16 protein-coding genes and 1 pseudogene are annotated in these 19716 nt (G+C 38.2%); 5 read left to right on the top strand and 12 right to left on the bottom strand.

Annotated elements, in window-relative coordinates:
• Positions 1-107 precede the first annotated feature (107 nt).
• The gene (locus EJN90_RS10065) at positions 108-968 is read left to right on the top strand and encodes a nuclease-related domain-containing protein (RefSeq protein ID WP_164544062.1); all 861 of its coding nucleotides are present in this window, start codon (positions 108-110) and stop codon (positions 966-968) included.
• Positions 969-1007: 39 nt separating this feature from the next.
• Here EJN90_RS10065 and EJN90_RS10060 read toward each other — a convergent pair whose 3' ends face one another.
• The 5 genes from EJN90_RS10060 to EJN90_RS10045 all read right to left on the bottom strand — a co-directional run bounded on the left by EJN90_RS10060 (position 1008) and on the right by EJN90_RS10045 (position 5236).
• Positions 1008-1277 (bottom strand): hypothetical protein, encoded by a 270-nt coding sequence (locus EJN90_RS10060; protein WP_126110865.1) that lies wholly within the window; start codon positions 1275-1277, stop codon positions 1008-1010.
• Positions 1278-1600: 323 nt separating this feature from the next.
• Positions 1601-1738 carry a hypothetical protein gene (locus EJN90_RS13905; RefSeq protein ID WP_164544061.1) on the bottom strand — a complete coding sequence of 46 codons (138 nt, stop codon included), beginning with the start codon at positions 1736-1738 and terminating at the stop codon, positions 1601-1603.
• Positions 1739-2021: 283 nt separating this feature from the next.
• Positions 2022-3194 (bottom strand): acyltransferase family protein, encoded by a 1173-nt coding sequence (locus tag EJN90_RS10055; RefSeq protein WP_126110863.1) that lies wholly within the window; start codon positions 3192-3194, stop codon positions 2022-2024.
• 120 nt (positions 3195-3314) lie between these two features.
• Positions 3315-4604: a PTS sugar transporter subunit IIC gene (locus EJN90_RS10050; RefSeq protein ID WP_126110860.1), complete on the bottom strand. Its 1290-nt coding sequence runs from the start codon at positions 4602-4604 to the stop codon at positions 3315-3317.
• A 14-nt stretch (positions 4605-4618) separates the two neighbouring features.
• Positions 4619-5236 (bottom strand): AAA family ATPase, encoded by a 618-nt coding sequence (locus EJN90_RS10045; protein WP_126110858.1) that lies wholly within the window; start codon positions 5234-5236, stop codon positions 4619-4621.
• A gap of 41 nt (positions 5237-5277) precedes the next feature.
• Here EJN90_RS10045 and EJN90_RS10040 point away from each other — a divergent pair, with 41 nt between their 5' ends.
• Positions 5278-5970, top strand: coding sequence for a MurR/RpiR family transcriptional regulator (locus tag EJN90_RS10040; RefSeq protein WP_126110856.1), 693 nt, complete (start codon positions 5278-5280; stop codon positions 5968-5970).
• 265 nt (positions 5971-6235) lie between these two features.
• Here the strand turns inward: EJN90_RS10040 and EJN90_RS10035 are convergent, their stop codons facing one another.
• The 4 genes from EJN90_RS10035 to EJN90_RS13900 all read right to left on the bottom strand — a co-directional run bounded on the left by EJN90_RS10035 (position 6236) and on the right by EJN90_RS13900 (position 11883).
• Positions 6236-7195, bottom strand: coding sequence for a glycosyltransferase family 2 protein (locus EJN90_RS10035; RefSeq protein ID WP_227872499.1), 960 nt, complete (start codon positions 7193-7195; stop codon positions 6236-6238).
• Positions 7196-7341: 146 nt separating this feature from the next.
• On the bottom strand, positions 7342-10281 hold the full coding sequence (locus tag EJN90_RS10030) for an Ig domain-containing protein (RefSeq protein WP_126110852.1): 2940 nt from the start codon (positions 10279-10281) through the stop codon (positions 7342-7344).
• Positions 10282-10591: 310 nt separating this feature from the next.
• Positions 10592-11659, bottom strand: coding sequence for a bifunctional glycosyltransferase family 2/GtrA family protein (locus tag EJN90_RS10025; RefSeq protein WP_126110850.1), 1068 nt, complete (start codon positions 11657-11659; stop codon positions 10592-10594).
• 2 nt (positions 11660-11661) lie between these two features.
• Positions 11662-11883, bottom strand: coding sequence for a hypothetical protein (locus EJN90_RS13900; protein ID WP_164544060.1), 222 nt, complete (start codon positions 11881-11883; stop codon positions 11662-11664).
• A gap of 61 nt (positions 11884-11944) precedes the next feature.
• On the opposite strand from EJN90_RS13900, the pseudogene EJN90_RS10020 reads away from it, so the two are divergent.
• A pseudogene (locus EJN90_RS10020) lies at positions 11945-13118 on the top strand (IS256 family transposase).
• An 865-nt stretch (positions 13119-13983) separates the two neighbouring features.
• Here EJN90_RS10020 and EJN90_RS10015 read toward each other — a convergent pair.
• Positions 13984-15759 (bottom strand): LTA synthase family protein, encoded by a 1776-nt coding sequence (locus EJN90_RS10015; RefSeq protein ID WP_126110848.1) that lies wholly within the window; start codon positions 15757-15759, stop codon positions 13984-13986.
• Between the two features lie 199 nt (positions 15760-15958).
• Entirely contained in the window at positions 15959-16915 is a 957-nt protein-coding gene (locus EJN90_RS10010) for an IS3 family transposase (RefSeq protein WP_227872623.1), read from the bottom strand.
• Between the two features lie 22 nt (positions 16916-16937).
• On the opposite strand from EJN90_RS10010, the gene istA reads away from it, so the two are divergent.
• Both istA and istB read left to right on the top strand, forming a co-directional pair.
• Positions 16938-18341 carry an IS21 family transposase gene (gene istA / locus EJN90_RS10005; protein WP_227872498.1) on the top strand — a complete coding sequence of 468 codons (1404 nt, stop codon included), beginning with the start codon at positions 16938-16940 and terminating at the stop codon, positions 18339-18341.
• Entirely contained in the window at positions 18342-19070 is a 729-nt protein-coding gene (gene istB / locus EJN90_RS10000) for an IS21-like element helper ATPase IstB (protein WP_126110842.1), read from the top strand. It begins immediately after the preceding gene.
• Here the strand turns inward: istB and EJN90_RS09995 are convergent.
• Complete coding sequence (locus EJN90_RS09995) at positions 19062-19634, bottom strand: HTH domain-containing protein (protein WP_126110841.1); 573 nt, start codon at positions 19632-19634, stop codon at positions 19062-19064. The two genes, istB and EJN90_RS09995, sit on opposite strands and share 9 nt — an antisense overlap.
• Positions 19635-19716 lie beyond the last annotated feature (82 nt).

Genomic DNA, 19716 nt, shown 5'->3' with positions numbered 1-19716 from the left:
TAAAATAAGCACAAGATGTTTGTTTGATGATAGCGGTAACAAAAGATTTTTTTAAAAAAAATGTCTTTTCTTTATTATACGTATCTATTTATCAAGGAGGCAAAAATATGCATTTAGAAAAGCCGGTGACAGTAAAAACCTATGAAGCGTTGCATAAAAGGATTTATTTTGACCAAAAGCAGAAGAAGATTTACTATGCCTTTCGGATGGGCTACGAAGGCGAATGGGAATTCGGCCAAATATTGGAGGAAAAAGATATCCCCCATGCGCTCGTCTATGATTCAGAACTAGAAAATGGTATTACCACCCAGCTTGATTTCGTTGTCATTACTTCCCATAGAATCTACTTGCTAGACATCAAGAATCACTCAGGAATTTATCACTACGAGAAAGGAGATTTTTTCAAAAATGGAGAAAAAAGTAATAATCCTCTGACTCAGCTTAATCGAGCCTACGATGTTCTAGACATCCTCTTGCGTCGCAAAAACATTAAACTGCCGATTGAGAAAAAGGTTATCTTCATCAACCCTACTTTCACGCTATATGGCAACGAGCCCGATTTCCCTATCATCCTCCGTTCTCAATTGGATGATTATCTAGCAAAAATCAAGTTGCAAGCTTCAGAAATCAATGATTATCACCATAAAATTGCTGCTTATATTGAATCTTGCAAGGTGAATCGTACCCATATCGATACAAAAATTTCATACACATATGAAAGCATGGCAAAGGGAATTTGGTGTGACAACTGCCACTCAGACAAGATGCAGGACCGTCATAAATATTTTAGTTGTATGAACTGTCAGCAGTTCGAATTGAAATCAGATATCGTTACAAAATCGGCCCGAGAATTCTATCTCTTGTTCCCAAATGAAAAATTAACCTCGTCAAAATTGAGAGACTGGTGCGGGAACCGGGTCAGTAGGAAATTAACAGGAAAAGTATTAACAAAAAATCAATGCAAATAGGAAAATGGGTAAGCTTCAGATGGGGTTTCCATTCGAAGCTTACTGTTTTAAAAAAAGTGTAACTTTCAATTGGGCTTGCGACTCCAAAGCTCCCGCTTTCACCAAATGTATAACCTTCAGCTCGATTTTTAGCCACCAAGTTCCCACTTCCACTAAATGCGTAACCTTCAGCTCGATTTTTAGCCACCAAGTTCCCACTTCCACTAAATGCGTAACCTTCAGCTCGATTTGTGACCGCCAAGCTCCCACTTCCACCAAATATGTAACCTTCAAATCAATTCGTGGCCACCAAGCTCCCACTTCCACCAAATGTGTAACCTTCAGCTCGATTTGTGACCGTCAAGCTCCCACTTTCGACCAAAGTGTTACCTTCAAATCAATTCGAGCCCGTCAAGCTCCCACTTCCACCAAATGTGTAACCTTCAAACCAATTCGTGGCCACCAAGTTCCCGTTTTCACCAAATATGTAACCTTCAAATCAATTCGTGGCCACCAAGCTCCCACTTTCGACCAAAGTGTAACCTTCAGCCGCTTATGGAGCCCACCAAGCTCCCGCTTCCACCAAATATGTAACCTTCAAATCAATTCGAGCCCGCCAAGCTCCCACTTCCACCAAATATGTTACCTTCAAATCAATTCGAGCCCACCAAGCTCCCACTTTCACCAAATGCGTAACCTTCAACTCGATTTGTGACCGTCAAGCTCCCACTTTCACCAAATGCGTAACCTTCAGCTCGATTTGTGACCGTCAAGCTCCCACTTTCGACCAAAGTGTAACCTTCAGCCGCTTATGGAGCCCCGAAGCTCCCACTTCCACCAAATATGTAACCTTCAAATCAATTCGAGCCCACCAAGCTCCCGCTTTCACCAAATATGTAACCTTCAAATCAATTCGTGGCCACCAAGTTCCCACTTCCACTAAATGCGTAACCTTCAGCTCGATTTGTGACCGTCAAGCTCCCACTTTCGACCAAAGTGTAACCTTCAGCCGCTTATGGAGCCCCGAAGTTCCCATTTCGGACAAAAAAGCCCTCAGATGAGGACTTTTTCTTCTTATTCGGTGGAGCCAACCCAGACTTTCGGCAAACTGAACCCTGCCAGTCTCTGTTCCACATGCTTATACCAGAACACTGCGAATCCCAGCGCAAATACCGGTGAAATGATCATTGCCCATTGTGGATCCATAACTTGTCCAAGCAGTGCTACAAACAAGACGATTGCTGTTGTATGCGTCAAATACAAGCTAAATGAAATTCCCCCTAAAAACAACAGCGGCTTTGATTTGAAGAACTTGCTCAACCATTCCGATTCCATCGCTACTAGCAATAACAGCACAATTCCAATTGCAGTAATCGGCATCGCTTCTCTTCGTCCGATTGTCACTCCAAATCCGGCCAGCACCCATTGATAGGGAATCAATATCGGTAGCAATAATCCCGAAATAATCCGGACCCATTTTCGTTTCGCAAAGAACTCCCTTAACTCTTCGATGTGTTTACACAATACCGCACCGATAAAAAAGAAGATAAAGTAATAGTTGGTGCGGTTCAAAGTATCTCCTACATATGCTAACACTTCATTGGAAGAACCAAGCATTTCCATCGTAATCGCATCCAGCGACCAATTCCCCAGAAGCACAATTGCGACAACTTGCTTGGTAGATGATTTCGCCAGCCATAATCCAATAAAAGGAATGAACAAAGCGATCCGCCACTCTTGTACGATACTCCAAAACGCACCGGCAGTAATATCCATGTTGTAATCAAATGCCAAAAGTTGAGCCAAAATATCCATCCCAGATGGAAACTCGCTCCATTTTACATTAAACGAACTACTTAATTGTATACCGTCTTTCAATCCCATAAATAATCCAATAAAAATGACCGTCACCGACAAAATCAACCAGTAAGGTAAAATTAAACGAGAAAAACGCTTCTTAATAAAATTTCCAAATTGTAATTCTCTACCTTCCAAATAAGGCTTTGCAATGACAAAACCACCAATGATATAAAATAAGATGACGGCTTCATTTCCTGCCCATAGCAGTTTTAAAGGTGTAACAGTAAAGGCCCGCCACCAACCATTTTCAAAAGACAAGGAATGGTTACTCGCATGACCTGTTTTTGTCATCACAATCAAATGAAAGACCATTACAATTACAGCAGCCATTCCTCTCATGCCGTCAAATACTTCAATCCGGCGACTTTTCTTCCTAGGTATCTGCATAAAAAACCAGCCTTTCGTTAACAATATACCTCATGTTAACGAGAAAGCTGGTTTGAAAGCAAATGAAAGCTATGTATGTTACTCAATTTCAACCTTGATGAAATAAATGTGAAACAATCTTTAGGCGTTGAGTCTGTTTTTCTCAAAAACTTTAAAGAACGGGTAGTAAATCACCATACTTACCACTACCAAAAATAGTGTGAATACAACGTTTCGCCAATCCATCGCTGATAAATAAGCTTGAGCAAAGAATGGTGTAAAGGAAGGATCAATAATGAAACCTAATCCAATCAATGAAAACTTTTGTGCAAAATAAGTTAATAGTAACGAAACAATCGGTGAGATCAAAAATGGTATCGCTAGTATTGGATTAAATACAATCGGTAAGCCGAAAATAATCGGCTCGTTAATCGAACAAATCCCAGGAACGATGGATAGCTTTCCTAATGTTCGATATTCAGGAACTTTACTTCTTATCATCAAAATGATTAATCCTAATGTCCCCCCTGCTCCACCTAAAACAGAAATACGGAACATCTGTAAATTCATCAGATGGGTCATTTGTTCACCATTTGCTAACTGTTCGGCATTTAAACCAGTTTGAGCCATTCCCAAAGTAAATACAATTGGAAAAATAATAGACGAGCCGTTAATACCAATCAACCAAAGAAGATTTCCAAAAGTAACAATCAGTAAAAAACCACCTAGACTACCAGCGATATTAGTTGCTGGCGTTAAAAATTGCATAACCACTTCGGGAAAGATCTTATCCGTAGAAGCAATAAAAATCAGATTAAGTCCATAGAAAATGATGATATTCGCTAACAATGGAAATAGTGTATTAATAAAAGTTGCGACCATCGGTGGAACACTTTCTGGAAGCTTCAATTTAATATTTTTAACTTCAAATAACCTACAAATTTCAACTACCAACAGGCCAATAATAATCGCTACAAATAATCCATTTGTACCCAAGTAGTTTAACTGAATACTTCCATCAACGACAGGAGTACAAACCATCAAATAAGTAACAGCTGCAACCATCCCATTCATGGAAGGATTAATACCATAATCTTCTGATAATGAATAGGCAATCCCAAAACAACTTACCAAACCGATGATTCCCATTGTTAAATCATAAGGGGCTGTCAATAATCCATAATTGTTAACGGCAAACTCTTTCCAGCCAGCTAAAAATCGCAGAAAGAAATTCGCTGTCTCTGGATTGAACTGATCCATATTAATGGGAGGATTTGCAAAGATTAAAAAGAACGAACCAATGACAATAAAAGGAAGGCCAAACATCATACCACTTGAAATTGCTTTTAAATGTCTTTGATTACCAATTTTTGATGCAATAGGACTTAAAAGATTATTTAATTTTTCAATTGAATTAGAAGGGTTCTCCATATTTTCGTCTCCTTTTATACCTGCCAAGAATTAAAGTCAAATGAATTTGGAACTTGATTATTTGGATCATATTTTTTCAGGATTTCTGCGTATTCTTCTTTATAAGTGTTTGTAACCTCTGCTTGAGGAATTACTTTACTGGCTTCGTGTAGAAAATGCTCAGAACCACGCCCCATTTGTTTTCCTCTTGTTGTATGTTTGTCCAATGCCACATCAATAATTTCTGGAACATATCCCATTGCGAAGTTTTTAATAACAATATTTTTTAGTAAATCGGAAGAACGGTCTTTCTCTGATTGACATAAATAGCGAATAGCATGAAAGAAAAACATTGCACGATCCGATTCGTTGTACTGAAATTCTCTTCTCATTTGATTCAGACTGTTAATCATGATGGCAGCTTGAGGATTTCCCATTCCAATATCTTCTACTGAAATAGCTAACAAACGACGCCATAATTTTTCTTCAAACTGTGGAGAGGTTATATACATTTCATAGGCGTATTCACAAGCTGCTTTCTCATTACCGCGGCGAATGGATTTTTGTAATCCAGAAATAACTTCATCACCAGCTAAGTTGTTTCTAGTCTTTGTTCTTGCCCATGGATCTTGAATAATTTCTTCTTTTGTCATGTTATAATACTCCTAACTAAAATTTATTAAGGATGATTTCATTGGATATCGAAAAATTAATTGATAAGTACCAGTTAAATAAGTCAGAATCCCAAGTCTTGCGCTTTATGGAAAAAAATAAACCGACCATTAAAAATATGGGTATTAGAGAAGTTGCAAAACACTGCTTCGTCTCTCCAGCCTCAATAATCAATATGGCAAAAAAGATTGGTTTTTCGGGCTATAGCGAGCTATTATATTCCTTTTTAAATACAGATACCTCAGAAAACGCGCCACATACTTTTACCGATGATGAAAAAAACAAATTTATTGAACTGTTTTTGCGATATCATGAAAAAAGAATCATGGTGTTAGGTTTTGGCTTTTCTCAAATAATAGCTAACTATTTTTCAGAATATTTAAATCTATATGGTTTCCGATCATCAGCACACAGTCACCTAGAACTAATAAGAAAAACAAACAAGGATGATATTCTCATCATACTTATTTCTAATTCTGGAAATACAGTTCGTCTGGCAGAATTGGCTTCCATGTCCGATGAACAAAATATTGAAACAATTGCTTTTGTCGGTGAACGAAATTCAAAAATTGGCTCACTAGCGACGCTGACAATCAGCACTGAAACACATTCTTCCCAATCTTTTAAAGAATTTTCACCCAACTTATTTTTTGGCACTGCATTGAACCAATTTGAGTTATTAATGAGTGAGGTTTTAAAACTGTTATACGCTTAACAGGAACAATCCAAATCATATCTCTCCTTAATGTTCATTATATATATTCGTTTGATATTTAAAAGAGCTTTACATTCATTTAAAAAATGTTCACTAAACTTCGAAAATGTTCAAAAATATTAAAAAACACGAACATTCCCAACCTAAAAGAGAAGAGGATTCCCCTCTTCTCTTTTCATCTTTCCTCAACAAACTTCTGAGATTCGTTTGTTTTGAAAACAGCCAAAAAAGCCCTCATCCGAGAGCTTCTAAGAATGTATAAAAATCAAGTATCAGATTTATTTTCTAAATCCTCATCTGTCTCCTTCAAAATATAAATCGGACGTTTTTTCGTTTCTAAAAATGTTTGGCCTAAATATTTTCCAACAATTCCTAAACACAGTAATTGCAAACCGCCCATCCCTAAAATCATTACCATCAGGGAGGTCCACCCGCTTGTTGTATTGCCGAAAATTAATGTCCGAATGGTAAAAAATAGCGCCAATAAAATGGCTACGATAAAAGCAATGAAACCGATAAAGGAGGCAATTGCTAACGGAACTTCACTAAAGGCAACAATACCGTCAAACGAATATTTCAACAAACCCCAAAACGACCAAGATGTCTTGCCTGCCGGACGCTCAACGTTACTGTACTCGATATATTTTGTATGGAACCCCACCCAAGTAAATATCCCTTTTGAAAAACGGTTGTATTCCGTCAATTCCAAAACGGCGTCTACCATTTGTCTTGTCATTAATCGATAATCTCTCGCTCCGTCAACAATATGATTATCTGAAATACCATTAATCACCTTGTAAAAACTTTTCGCAAAAAAGGAACGGATTTTAGGTTCTCCATTTCGATCAATTCGCTTGGCGCCTACACAATCATATTCTCCTGACTTTAACGTCCGATACATGGAAGGTAACAAGGCTGGCGGATCTTGCAAATCAACATCCATTACTGCCACAAAATCGCCTTTTGCATACTCAAGCCCAGCGTACATCGCTGCTTCTTTTCCAAAATTACGCGAAAATGATAAATACCGCACACGACCATCTTTTTCTGCTAATTTTCTCACTTCGCCTAATGTTTCATCAGACGATCCATCATTCACAAAAATCAGTTCGAAATCTACAATCTGAGTGCCTTCCATTATTTCAAGCATCTCCATGTAGAAAAGCGGCACCATTTCTTCTTCATTGAAGCAAGGGATGATGATTGATATAAGGTCTTTTTGCACACTACTCAGCTCCATTTACTCAATTCACTTAATAAATATTATCACATAAATGAAAGAACTTCGCTAACCCATTGTTATCATAAAAAATAAAAAACTATGCTAGTAAGATAAAGATACTAACATAGTTTTAAATTAAAATAATGAAATTATTTTTTTACAAAGGGTCTATCCGTACTTCCAGGTGCAGGCTTCCCTTTCAATACTAAACGAACTTGGATTCCTTCTAAACGTTTTGCATGACCTTCCGTTCCTGCTGGTTGCCCATTCTTCGTCCAATCCATCCAACCATAATCTTGTACATGAACCCGGTAATAAACATCGTAAAGTTGTGCCATCTCACCTGTAAGGTTGATTTGAATAGCTTCCATCCTCAAGCTTTTATCTTCCGTTCCGCTCAATTGTCCATTTTCTTTCCAATTCTGCCATCCTGCGTCTTGAATATGAGCTCGGTATTGGATTCCTCCTGAAAGTGCATCTGTCTGGATATTCAACTTGATTCCTTCCAGTCGCAACGCCTTCCCAGTTGTACCACTTAAAATACCGTTGAAAACAGGATTTTGCCATCCTGATTTTTGAACGTGAGCTGTATAAGAAACCCCAACATTATTCAAGACAAAGGGACGTTGGGTCTTATCAGGAACTTGATCATTTTTTTTCACGGCTATAACTTCGATTCCTTCCAGACGTAAAGCAAGCCCTTCTGACCCAGCCGATTCTCCATTTTTCGCCCAGTCCAGCCAGCCTAAGTTTTGAACATGAACTCGGTAATAAATGTCATAATGTTTAGCTATTTCTCCAGTCAGTTTGATTCGAATTGCTTCCATACGCTTCGATTCACCGTGGGTTCCACTCATCTCACCATCACTGACAGAATTTAACCAGCCATCGTTTTGTACATGCGCTTGATATTCCACTCCACCTTTATATGGCAAATCTTTCAATTGAATTTTGAGGGCTCCCAGATGTTTCGCCTGACCTGTTGTTCCGCTGAGTTGACCATTGGTGTGGTAGTTTTGCCAACCGTCTTTTTGAATATAGGTCGAATAATGGACACCAGGACCGACTTGCGTTTCTTTGTCCCAGAAAGCTACGTTTGTTTTTCCAGGTGCAGGTTTTCCTTTTTCAACCAAACGTACTTCGATAGCTTCTAAACGATATCCAAGTCCAGCAGTCCCAGCCGGATCTCCATTTTTCGCCCAATCCAACCAACCAAATTTTTGAGTATGAGCACGGTAGTAAATATCATAAGTAGCAGCCAATTCATCAGTCAGTTTGATTTCGATAGCTTCCAAACGCTTCGATTCGTCTTTCGTGCCACCGATTTGACCATTTTCAACCCAATCCATCCATCCGTTCTTTTCGACATGAGTACGATAATGAATCGTGCCGGCCAAATCTGAATCTGACAAATTGATTTTGATTGCTTCCAAACGTTTTGACTCGCCTTCCGTACCGCTCATTCCACCTTCAGCAACCGATTTTTGCCAGCCGCTTCCTTGAATGTAGGTAGAGTAACTGAGCACAGGACGCGTGATTTCACCTTTCTTATCCAGGACCTTGAACTGTCCTTTCGATAAATCAAAGGTATTTGTTCCAGTATGGAATTTGCTGTTATAGATGGTAGTAACATTTGCAGCTTTGTCTTTCGCCATAATCGAATCCAAGTTCCATTCTCCGATTGCCGTTTCTTTCGTGATGGCAAGAGCAGCTTCAAAGCGGCCTGTTTTTGCATTTTTCACCAAATTTAACAAATGTAAATTGCTGCTGCTCGGTACACGGTAAGCCAGAGTAGCTGTTTTGATGTCACTAAAGTCATTGATGTTCAAATCGATAATGAGTCTATCTCCCTCTACTACTTCTTTCGCCGATAGAGTGAGGGACTCCCAATCGATTTCTGGTCCTGTTGTATCCGGTTGGGTAACTTTAAATGCACCATTTGTTGGATCTGCGCTATTATCTAACTCGCTGGCATTATCTAATTCGTCTTTTGCTGAAATCTTCGTTAAGATCCATTCTCCAGCAGCAGTATCACCCGTCACTTCAAAAATCCCTTCAAAAAGAGCTGTTGTTTCATTAAAAGTGAACGGAATGACTTCTTCCTCTTTCGTAACCGGATTTAAATAATGGGCAATGACCTCTTTCACGCCACTCTCGTCTTGCACATCCAGACTGAAGCCAATAGTAGTTCCAGGAGTACCATCCGCAGTGGACAACTGAAGAGAACTTCCATTGATTACCGGACCAGTTGTGTCAGGCACAGGTTGCGTAATCGTAAACGCCCCGAAAGCTGGTTCTGTAGTATTTTCCCATTCGCTGGCATTGCCCAACGTGTCGGTCGCAGTGATCTTCGTCAATCGCCATTCTCCTGCGGCAGTATCGCTGGTAACGTCAAACGCTCCTTCAAAAAGAGTAGATGTTTCATTATAAGTAAAGGGAATCATTTCTTCCGCATTCGTAACGGGATTCAAATAATGGGCAATCACTTCCTGCACACCACTTTCATCGTGTGCGTTCAAGCTAAAGCCAATCGAGGTTCCGGGAGTTCCATCTGAAGGGGATAATTGAAGAGAATTGCCGTCAATCGTAGGTCCTGTTGTATCTGGTACAGTCTGTACGACGGTATAATTGGCAGCGGATAAATCAGTAGGATTGCCAAAAGTAGAATCTTTATAGTGGTAAGAAGCGGTGATAATCCCATTAGCATTGGTCGTATTTATTTCACGAACGACATATTCGCCTGGAAAGGTATTTTCGGTGATTTTGATCGTTGTTTCATGCTTGCCGGTATTTATATTTCTATTTAAGTAAAGAATTTTGAAAAACTGGGTTCCCGGATCCCAGTAAATGACCCGAACCAAACCCACATAAGCAGAATTTTCGATTTTTATACTTAATTTTAATTCATCGCCGGCTGTCGCAACTTTTTTAGATATCGACAAGCTGGATACATCAATAATCGGGGTCCGATCATCTTCTGTCACAACATTCTGTGTCGTTTCGATATTTTCAGCAGCAGTGACTACCGTGGGAGATATAGTAGAGAGCAAAAGTGTACTTGCAAAAAATACTCGCCAGATTTTCTTCATATTCTTTTCCTCCAATAAGTTGTGGTATGTGCGAAAAATGAGGTGATAGTAGGGGTTGAATGAAATGTTGGATGAGGTGATGAGTAGTTGTGGTTATGGGGACGGAGAGGGTTATTAACTGCAGAGACTGTTCTGGCCTCATTATACTCCTTAAAATAGCTTTCAACAATTGTCAGCTAGAAAAAAACAAATAAAAATTGAAGTCATCGGTTAAAGAAAATAAGGACGAATCAAAAACCAGTTTTAAAAAAAATGTAACGATTCATATAAAAAAGAACCCCCTCTTTAAAAGAGAAGCTCCTCATTCTGTTTATCTCTTCTTGAAAACATACATTTTCTGAATCCGATAGCTAAAAAGAAACAAGATTGAATCCACAATGATTTTTATGAAAGTTTCACTAAGTTGCAATATTTTAAACAATGTCATGACAAAGAACCAAGAAAGCAACATTTGTATGAGCACCAAGCTAAAGTATTTAACTATTAAGGCACTATCCCTACTGCTATTTTCGAACACAACATTCTTATTCATATAAAAATTAAAAGCAGACGAACCCACTCGTGATAATACAGTCGCGACAAGAATTCTTACCCCTGCTGCAAGATTTCCGAATAAAAGCACGAATATATGAAATAACAAAATATCAATTACAAATGAAGAAACAGAAGAAAACACATACTTCAAAAATGTTCCAAATAATTGTCCCATAATTTGAAGTGAATCTTTTATCGGATGAAAATGCGTTTCACTATTATCATCAAAGTATAATGTCTTGATACTTATTTCTTCAATCTCTATATTTTTATAAACAGCTTCAATTAAAACATTCATTTCATACTGGAATCTTTCTCCTTTTAAACCAATAAATGAGGATACGAATGATGTTGGTATTCCCCGTAAACCAGTTTGCGTATCTCTTATCTTTTTTCCGTATAACATCCAAAAAAGAAAAGTAGTTAATTTATTTCCTAAGCGACTTTTAAAAGGGATATCTTCTTCATTAAAATCTCTAGAACCAAAATATATTTTATTTGAATCCAGCAGCATTGCTTTATCTAATTGGACAACATCTCCAACAGTATGTTGCCCATCTGAGTCTACCGTTATGATTCCTGTGTATTCTCTGTAATCTGGCAAATTCAAGAAGTAATTAATACTATTTTTAAGAGCCCGGCCTTTACCTAAATTCACAGCATGTTTATATACAGTACATTCTTCCTTATCGTTAATCTGATTATAAATAGAATCGTACTTTGAATCACTTCCATCATTGATCACTAAAATATTTTTAAAGCCTGCTTGAATCAGCTCCTCCACATAGCTAATAAAACTAGGTTTAGGATTCAATGCGGGAATAACAATAAGTGTTTTTTTCATTTCTATTCTCCCGAATTCATGCGTATTATTTTACCTTGATTAGTTAAGTTGTTTTCATTTAAATACTCTAAATTTAATGGATCTTCTTTTAAAGTGATAAGAAGAAATTCATTTTTATTATTCATAATACTGTCTATGGTTTGAGAATCTATTACTTTTATATTTTTATTCCTTAATTCATATTTGATAAAGTCCATATAATTGTGTAAAAGATAAAAGGCCATGTAAACGCCCTTTTACGGTACAATGTTTTTAACCACAAAAACATACCCAGGAGGACTTTACATGACCCAAGTACATTTTACACTGAATAACGAAGAGATTCAAAGTATTATTGAACATTCGGTAAAAGATGATGTTTCTAAAAATATTTTAACCACCGTCTTCAACCGATTGATGGAAAATCAACGAACGGAATATATTCAAGCCGATGACTATGAACGTTCAGAAAGTCGTCAGAGTCAAAGAAACGGCTATTATGAGCGAGACTTTACGACTCGTGTGGGTACACTCGAATTAAAAGTTCCTAGAACACGTGATGGTGAATTTTCACCGACGGTGTTTGAGCGTTATCAGCGAAATGAAAAAGCACTACTCGCTTCCATGTTGGAGATGTATGTTTCAGGTGTTTCTACTCGTAAAGTCTCTAAAATCGTTGAAGAACTGTGCGGAAAATCTGTATCCAAATCTTTTGTTTCTAGTCTTACTGAACAGTTAGACCCAATGGTCAACGAATGGCAGAACCGTTCGCTTTCAGAGACAAACGATCCTTTCCTGATGACTGATGTTCTCTATATAAAGATTAGAGAAGATAATCGAGTGCTTTCTAAGAGCTGCCACATTGCGATTGGAATAACCAAAGATGGTGACCGTGAAATCATTGGCTTCATGATTCAAAATGAAGAAAGTGAGGACACATGGTCAAGCTTCTTTGAGTACTTAAAAGAACGAGGTTTACAAGGAACGGAGCTCATCATTTCTGATGCTCATAAAGGGTTAGTGTCCGCTATTCGAAAATCATTTACCAATGCAAGTTGGCAGAGATGTCAGGTTCATTTTCTAAGAAACATCTTCCGTTCTATCCCAAAAAAGAACTCAAAAGTGTTTAGAGAAGCGGTAAAAACAATCTTTAAGTTTACGGATATTGAACTCGCTCGGACAGCTAAGGATGCCTTAGTCGCCGAATATATTGACCAAGTTAAATATAGAAAAGCCTGTGAAACATTGGATAATGGCTTCGAAGATGCCTTTCAATACACGGTTATCGGGCATGGCCATAACCGCCTAAAAAGTACGAACCTTCTTGAAAGACTGAACCAGGAAGTACGCAGAAGAGAAAAGATTATTCGGATCTTTCCGAACCGCGCTTCAGCTAATCGATTAATTGGAGCCATTCGTTATGGACCTCCATAACGAATGGCTCAGTTCTACAAGAAGATACATTAAATTTGAACAGTAAGAAACAGTTGAAACATTGTATAGTATTTTACACAGGATTATGGACTTGACTGAAATAATAATACAAAAATCAAACTGACAACTATAAAAAAATAGATTTCCGTACTCTTTAAAATTTCGTAATTTTTATTTATTATAAATGTATGTATGACTTGATAGACTGAATAGAACAGAATGACTATCGATATTTCTTGCATAAGATTAACTAATCCAGCAATAAACATTGTCATTCCAATTCCCATCATTACCACAAATGGAATATAAGCTTTCTTTATAGTTGTTTTGTTTGATACTAATTGAAATAGTCCAAAAAACACTAATATTAATAAGCAAAATCTTATTAACAATAGAAACATTTTTTTGCCTCCGATTCTACTCTAATTATGTGCGTAATTAACTCCTGACTAAAAAGCTATCTAGCGATAGACAGTTTTTTAATCAGGAGCATATCTTCACTTTTCACTTTTCACTTTTCACTTTTCACTTTGAACAATTAATATAATTATAATCTTTTCCAAGTTTATAAGCTACATATTTTTCTACAAAAAAAGCGGCTCTTTATTTTTTAGTGTTGTTAGAATTGTATAAGCCCATGTTAAAATTTCTGACGGAATAGGGGTTGCTTGTAGCCATGCAGAGAATTCAATGCGAATTAGGGAGAGTCGCGCTTCAGCGCTTACGCTCCCTTTGAGGCTTGAAAGCCTGAATACCTTGGATTCAGGCGGTTCCAGGGCTTCTTACAAGCAAACCCGGCCATTCCAAAAGAAATTCCTTCCGAGGCACCAACACCAGAAATGATAGAGCTAAAAAAGCCTGCTTTGTCACTATTTGTTCGAGTGCGACAAAGCTAGACTTTTTAATCTCTTTTAGTAAAAACCTAGTTCTCTACTATAATTCTTGCCCGTTGTAATATCATATAAAATCATATCATACTCATTTAGCAATAACTGAGTGGAGGGCTTCAAATTTTCACGGTCATATTGAAGTTTCGTTTCTCTTTCTAAATAGATGCCTTTTTCAAAAGCGGGTAAAACCACTTCAAGTTTCTGTAAAAGAGCCACAAAAGGACTAACAGGTGCATTAGCTTGCTCCAAGACATGACCAATAAAAAACATAGGACTAATCGTTCCAATATCTCTTGTATCTTCTGAAAAGTTTGTATAGAACATTAAAGGTGTTTCATGCATAGTCACATGTCCATTCCGTTCAAAAAGTTCATTTCCATAAAAGGACGGTAAATGATCTCCCCAAAAAACAACGATTGTTTTCTCATCAAGTGTATCTATTTCTCTCAAAAATTGATCTAAGGCATAGTCACTATATTGAATCCCTTTGGCATAATGCGCAACTTCTAAGTTGTAAGGAGCGCCTTCAACCGTAAATTCTACCTCTTCGTATTTGTGTACAAAAGGTTTATGATTTTGCATCGTAACTAAATGAACAAAATCCTTCTCCCCGGACGAATTGATAACTTCAAGAACTTCTTTATAAGCAGCTTCATCTGATATAAATGTATTTTCGTCAATTCGATTTGTATACTTCATGTCATCTTGAAATAGATAATTATCAAAGCCTAATGATTGATAGTTCTCTAATCGTTTATACATAGTTGTATTATATGGATGAATGGCAGTAAGGTTAAGATTATTTTCTTTCATGGTATCTACAATTGTAGGTAAGTCTTTCATCTGCCCGCTTAGTTGAATGAACGGCGTCGTTATATTTGAAGATAAGGGTTCAAGTGAAATACCCGTCAACGCTTCAAATTCTATATTAGCAGTACCACCACCATATCCTTGTGAGAGTGCTTGTCCAGATACATTACTTTTAATCAACTCTCGGTATAAAGGCATCGGATCTTCAGAAATGCTCATGCCTTCAATTCTTAAAGGGTCTGAAAAAGTTTCATTCATGACAAATACAACATTGTAATCACTTAGTGAATCGGTTCGTGTACTGTTTATTGCATTTGCTTCATTGCTGTATTTTTCAAATAATTCTTGGATTTTTTCTTTACTGTATCCATCTGGACGGTTTACCGCAGGAGATTTTAAGTTGTACATCAAGCCGGAAACTACTCCATTTTGGCTATAATTTCTCTCTTGACTATAGGAAATCCATTCTACATGGTCGTTAAAGATTGCTTTTACTTTATTTCCTGGTTGATTAAATTGATAAATATAAAATAGTAATAAAGTTGTAACAGCAAAACTGACAATACGAGTTATTTTTAAATTCTTCGTTAAGTGAGGTTTCCTTCTTTTTTTGAAATATAAAACAAGACTTACTATCAAAGCAATAAATACAGCGACAACACTGATAACAATTCCAACATCTACCATCTCTAATAAAAAGGTAAAGTCCTTTAAGAAGTAAATGTCTGAAGGATACAGAGGTTCTCCTCTATAAAGTGATTTTTGTTGTGTACCGATTCCAATAATCGCAGTAAAAAATAATAGGACAACAGATGAAAATGCATTGGAAACAGTTAAAAAATAAAACCACATATATAAAATGAACATGATTATTGCTTGTAGGAGACTTAACTTTGTTTGATAGTCAAGAAATCCAACTGCTTTGTTAAAATCAAATTGAAAATGAAAAAATTGTAAAAAAAACACTGATACTAAAGAAACAGTCATACCACATAAAATAGTAAAAATAAGATTCTTAAAGAAATTCTTCTTGTTACTTTTAGCTTTCAATAGCTGATTCAAACCCTTTCTACTGCACGAGATTTACATTTATTTTACCGAAAATTTACGATTAGTCAATGAAGGTTAAAAAGAAACCCTCTCTATTTGAAATGGACCCTGTGTCAAGGACATTAAAAAAAAGACCTTATGCAACACCCGATAAAAATTGCTCCCTGTAATGAACAGGAGGCAATTTTTTTAGGTTCCATTGTCCCCGTTCATTATTATAGTAGTCTATGTAATCATCTACTATTGCTCGTAACTCTTCTAAATGGACACAACTTTTATACCCCATTTCATCTTTCAAATGACCAAAGAACGACTCTTGAGGAGCGTTGTCCCAACAATTACCTCTTCTAGACATGGACTGTCCTAAGTCATTATCCGCCAACTTCTTATGGAATTTAGGACTCGTATAGTGCACGCCCTGATCTGAATGGATAAAGGCATCCTTGTGTAACGTTGCGCCGTGGGCGCTCATTAATACATCAATGGTAGTTAATGAGATAGCTAGTTTTAGGTTATCAGATACATAGTGAGCGAGTATCTCTTTCGTCGTGCCGTCTTTAATGGTCGACAAATAACCCATAAACCCATTGGCTCCAGGTAAATAAGTGATATCAGTTAAGAGAACTTTATGAGCTATTCCTTGGACAAATTGACGCTCCAATTTATTCTCAACAGTGTGGTGTTCTTTGGTAGCTTTCGCCATTCTCTTATAGGGGTTCGCTTTACGAATGGGGCAGAAAATATGAAATTTCCTCATCAAGCGCTGGACCTTTTTACGATTGACTGTCATTCCTAGAATATTCTTGAAATACATGACAATACTACGAGAGCCTTTCTTGTAACCACGGTAGCTATAGGCGTTTTCAATTGGGACTCTCCAAGCCTGATCTTCCTCTTCTCGTACGTTTCTCTGGGCTGAACCCTTCAAATAATTGTAATAACCTGAGCGAGAAACCTCCAGCGTTTCACATGCTGTTTGTGGCAGAATAAAAGTACACAACTTTGCAGTGTAAAAGTGCAGAGTTGTGCAGTGTAAAAAATCATTGCCAGCCACCCGATAAACCTTTAATGTTTTAGTGTCGAAGCTAAACATGGAGGTTGAGAGGATGCTGACAATGACTGACATTAATACTATCAAAAACTTAAGAAATAATCACGGATATTCGGTAGACAAGATCCGAAAAGATTTAAAAATCAATTGGCGAACGGCTAAAAGATATGCGGACGATGACCCATTACCGCTTGATGTTATTCATTTAAAAAAAGGAATGATGTACGATGACAAATGGGGTGACATTGTTAGTTCATGGCTGGCAGAGGATGCTAGGCTGACGAAGAAAAAACGTCGGACGACAGTGCAATTCCTTAAGGAATTAAAGGCAATTGGTTTTACTGGGTCTTATCGCACGGTTTGTATGTTCGTTCAAGAATGGCATGTGACCCATGTAGAAGGCGGCGTGGATGATGGAAGTGAACGGTTGGAACACCCTCCTGCCGATGCGCAGCTAGACTTTGGTACCATGGAAGTGGAACATAAAGGAGAACTTAAAGACGTCAAGGTGTTGGTTATGTCGTTTCCGTATAGTAATGCGGGATTTGCCGTCGCCCTTCCCTCCGAAAATCAAGAATGCCTGCTTGAGGGTATGAAACAGCTCTTCAGTCAAGCGGATGGCGTCCCTAAAAACATCCGCATTGATAACATGTCAACGGCGGTCAAGGAGACCAAATCGAAGTTCGAACAAGCGCAATTGACCGATGGCTTTCAGCAGTTTGCCAACCATTACGGCTTCCACACACAAGTCTGTAATCCGAGAAGTGGGAATGAAAAAGGAAGTGTGGAAAACAAAGTCGGCTACGTACGGTATAACTTCTTTCCAACCGCTCCTCGCATGGCGGATTATGAATCTTTAAACAAGGATCTTTATACACAACTTCTGAAAGATCGGAACCGCCAGCACCATGAAAAACCGTCACTGATTGAAGAGTTGTGGGTAGAAGAAGGGGCTGCCCTTTGGGCGCTTCCTGATCATGATTATCCGGTGAGGAGAGAGTTAGCGGTGACTTCGAACAAGTACAACGAAATCGTGTTGGATAAGACCAGAATCCATATTCCGCGGGCAAGGAACCATTCTCTGCTCACGGCACGCCTGACATGGGATAAGTATCAAATCGTTTCTGGAAATGGTGAGATTATTGACGAGGGGAATCGTCCCTACATGGGGAAATCTCGCAAAATCCCCTGGGAAATGATCCTGAGGGATTGGCGCCGGAAACTAAATACCGTTCCTTATTCACGATACTGGAAATACTTGCCTGGTAGAATCCAGCACTACTTAAACACAGAGGACTTGCGTGTGCGCTACGACCGGATTTCAGAGCTTCTAGAGTTGTTGCCACACAACGATATGACAACCATTAATGAGCGTTTTTTTGAACTAGTTGGGGAACGCTCAGAAGGCGTGGATCCTTATGAAGTCAGATGGTCTGCCTACGATAAACTGACAAAGGGGGAAAACTAATTGGGGAATGAGTTGGAAGAATTATGTAAGTCACTGCACCTGTCGCATGTGGCAAGACGGGTGGGAGAGATTGAGTATGATTCAAAAGAAACCTTCTTAATCAACTTACTCCGACATGAAATAAGTTGTCGGGAAGCAGCGAAAATAGAACGGTTTCAGAAAAGTGCTAAATTCCCTTCGCGAAAGTCCTTGGGGGGGTACGAATGGCACCCGCACATCAAGCTGCCAACGGCAGAAACGCGTATCGAGTTAGAATCCTGTGCCTTTATTCAGAGGGCTGAGAATGTCGTTTTAGTCGGTTCTCCGGGAACGGGAAAAACTCATTTAGCGATTGGTCTTGGACGCAAGGCGTGTGAATTGGGTTATGAAACGAGGTTCCTGCGTGTGTCTGACCTTGTGATAGAACTGGAAAAACACTGGCGGGATCACACCCTCGAGCAGTTTAAGAGACGGTTTGATAAAGTAAAATGTGTCATACTCGACGAGATGGGCTATGTCCCGTTCACGAAGGAAGGCTCTGAGCTGCTCTTTCAGCTCATCAGTGATTGGTATGAAACGAAAAGCATCATCATTACATCGAACCTGGAATTCAGCCAATGGAACCGTGTTTTCGTTGACCCTCGGTTAACGGCTGCACTGGTGGATCGCTTGATTCATCATGCGCATATTTTAAGTTTTACTGGCGAGAGTTACCGGCTGAAAAACGCGCTATCAAATACATCAAAATAACGGAAATATCGGGTGGCAAAATTGTGTACTTTTCTTTGCAATCTTGTGTACAAAACTATTGCAAAACACACATGCATCCATAATCGTTCCGGTGTATGAACCATCTGTTTTCATTCTATGGATTCTTGCGAAGGTTTCACTAGTCTTTTCGCTGTTTTCTAGCCTCCTTTCGCTCCATTCTGATTTTTTTAACAATTCATTTTCCTGCTCTAATAATGAAATTTTAGCTTGTAACTTTTCAATTTGTTGTTCAGGTGTTCGTTCAGTCTTTCGCGGTCTGCCTGAACGGTTTTGTCGAGTGTCTTTCAATGCCAAAACACCATTATCACGATATCTTTTTCGCCATTTCTTAGCGAATGCTTTTATCCGGCTTTCACCAAGCATTTCTGGATCAAATCCTGCTTCAATAAATATTTGTTTAGCCGTTTTTGAATCCAATGATTCTGAAACAAAATGGCGTTTGAATTCATCGGAATAAGTAATGCTTTTCTCTGATACATTTTTAACGTACGGATTTCTTCTCAAAACTCGAATTTGTTCCGATGTAAAGATTAACTTTGACATTTAGCGGCTCCTTTCTGCACGTAGTGCAGTTAATATGAATTGTGGTTTAATGAATGAAGCAATACTACTTCAATTCAAACGT

Source organism: Jeotgalibaca ciconiae, from assembly GCF_003955755.1.
Taxonomy (GTDB): Bacteria; Bacillota; Bacilli; order Lactobacillales; family Aerococcaceae; genus Jeotgalibaca; species Jeotgalibaca ciconiae.
Note: the sequence above shows the minus strand (reverse complement) of the source record. Positions and strands in the feature narration are given on the sequence as shown.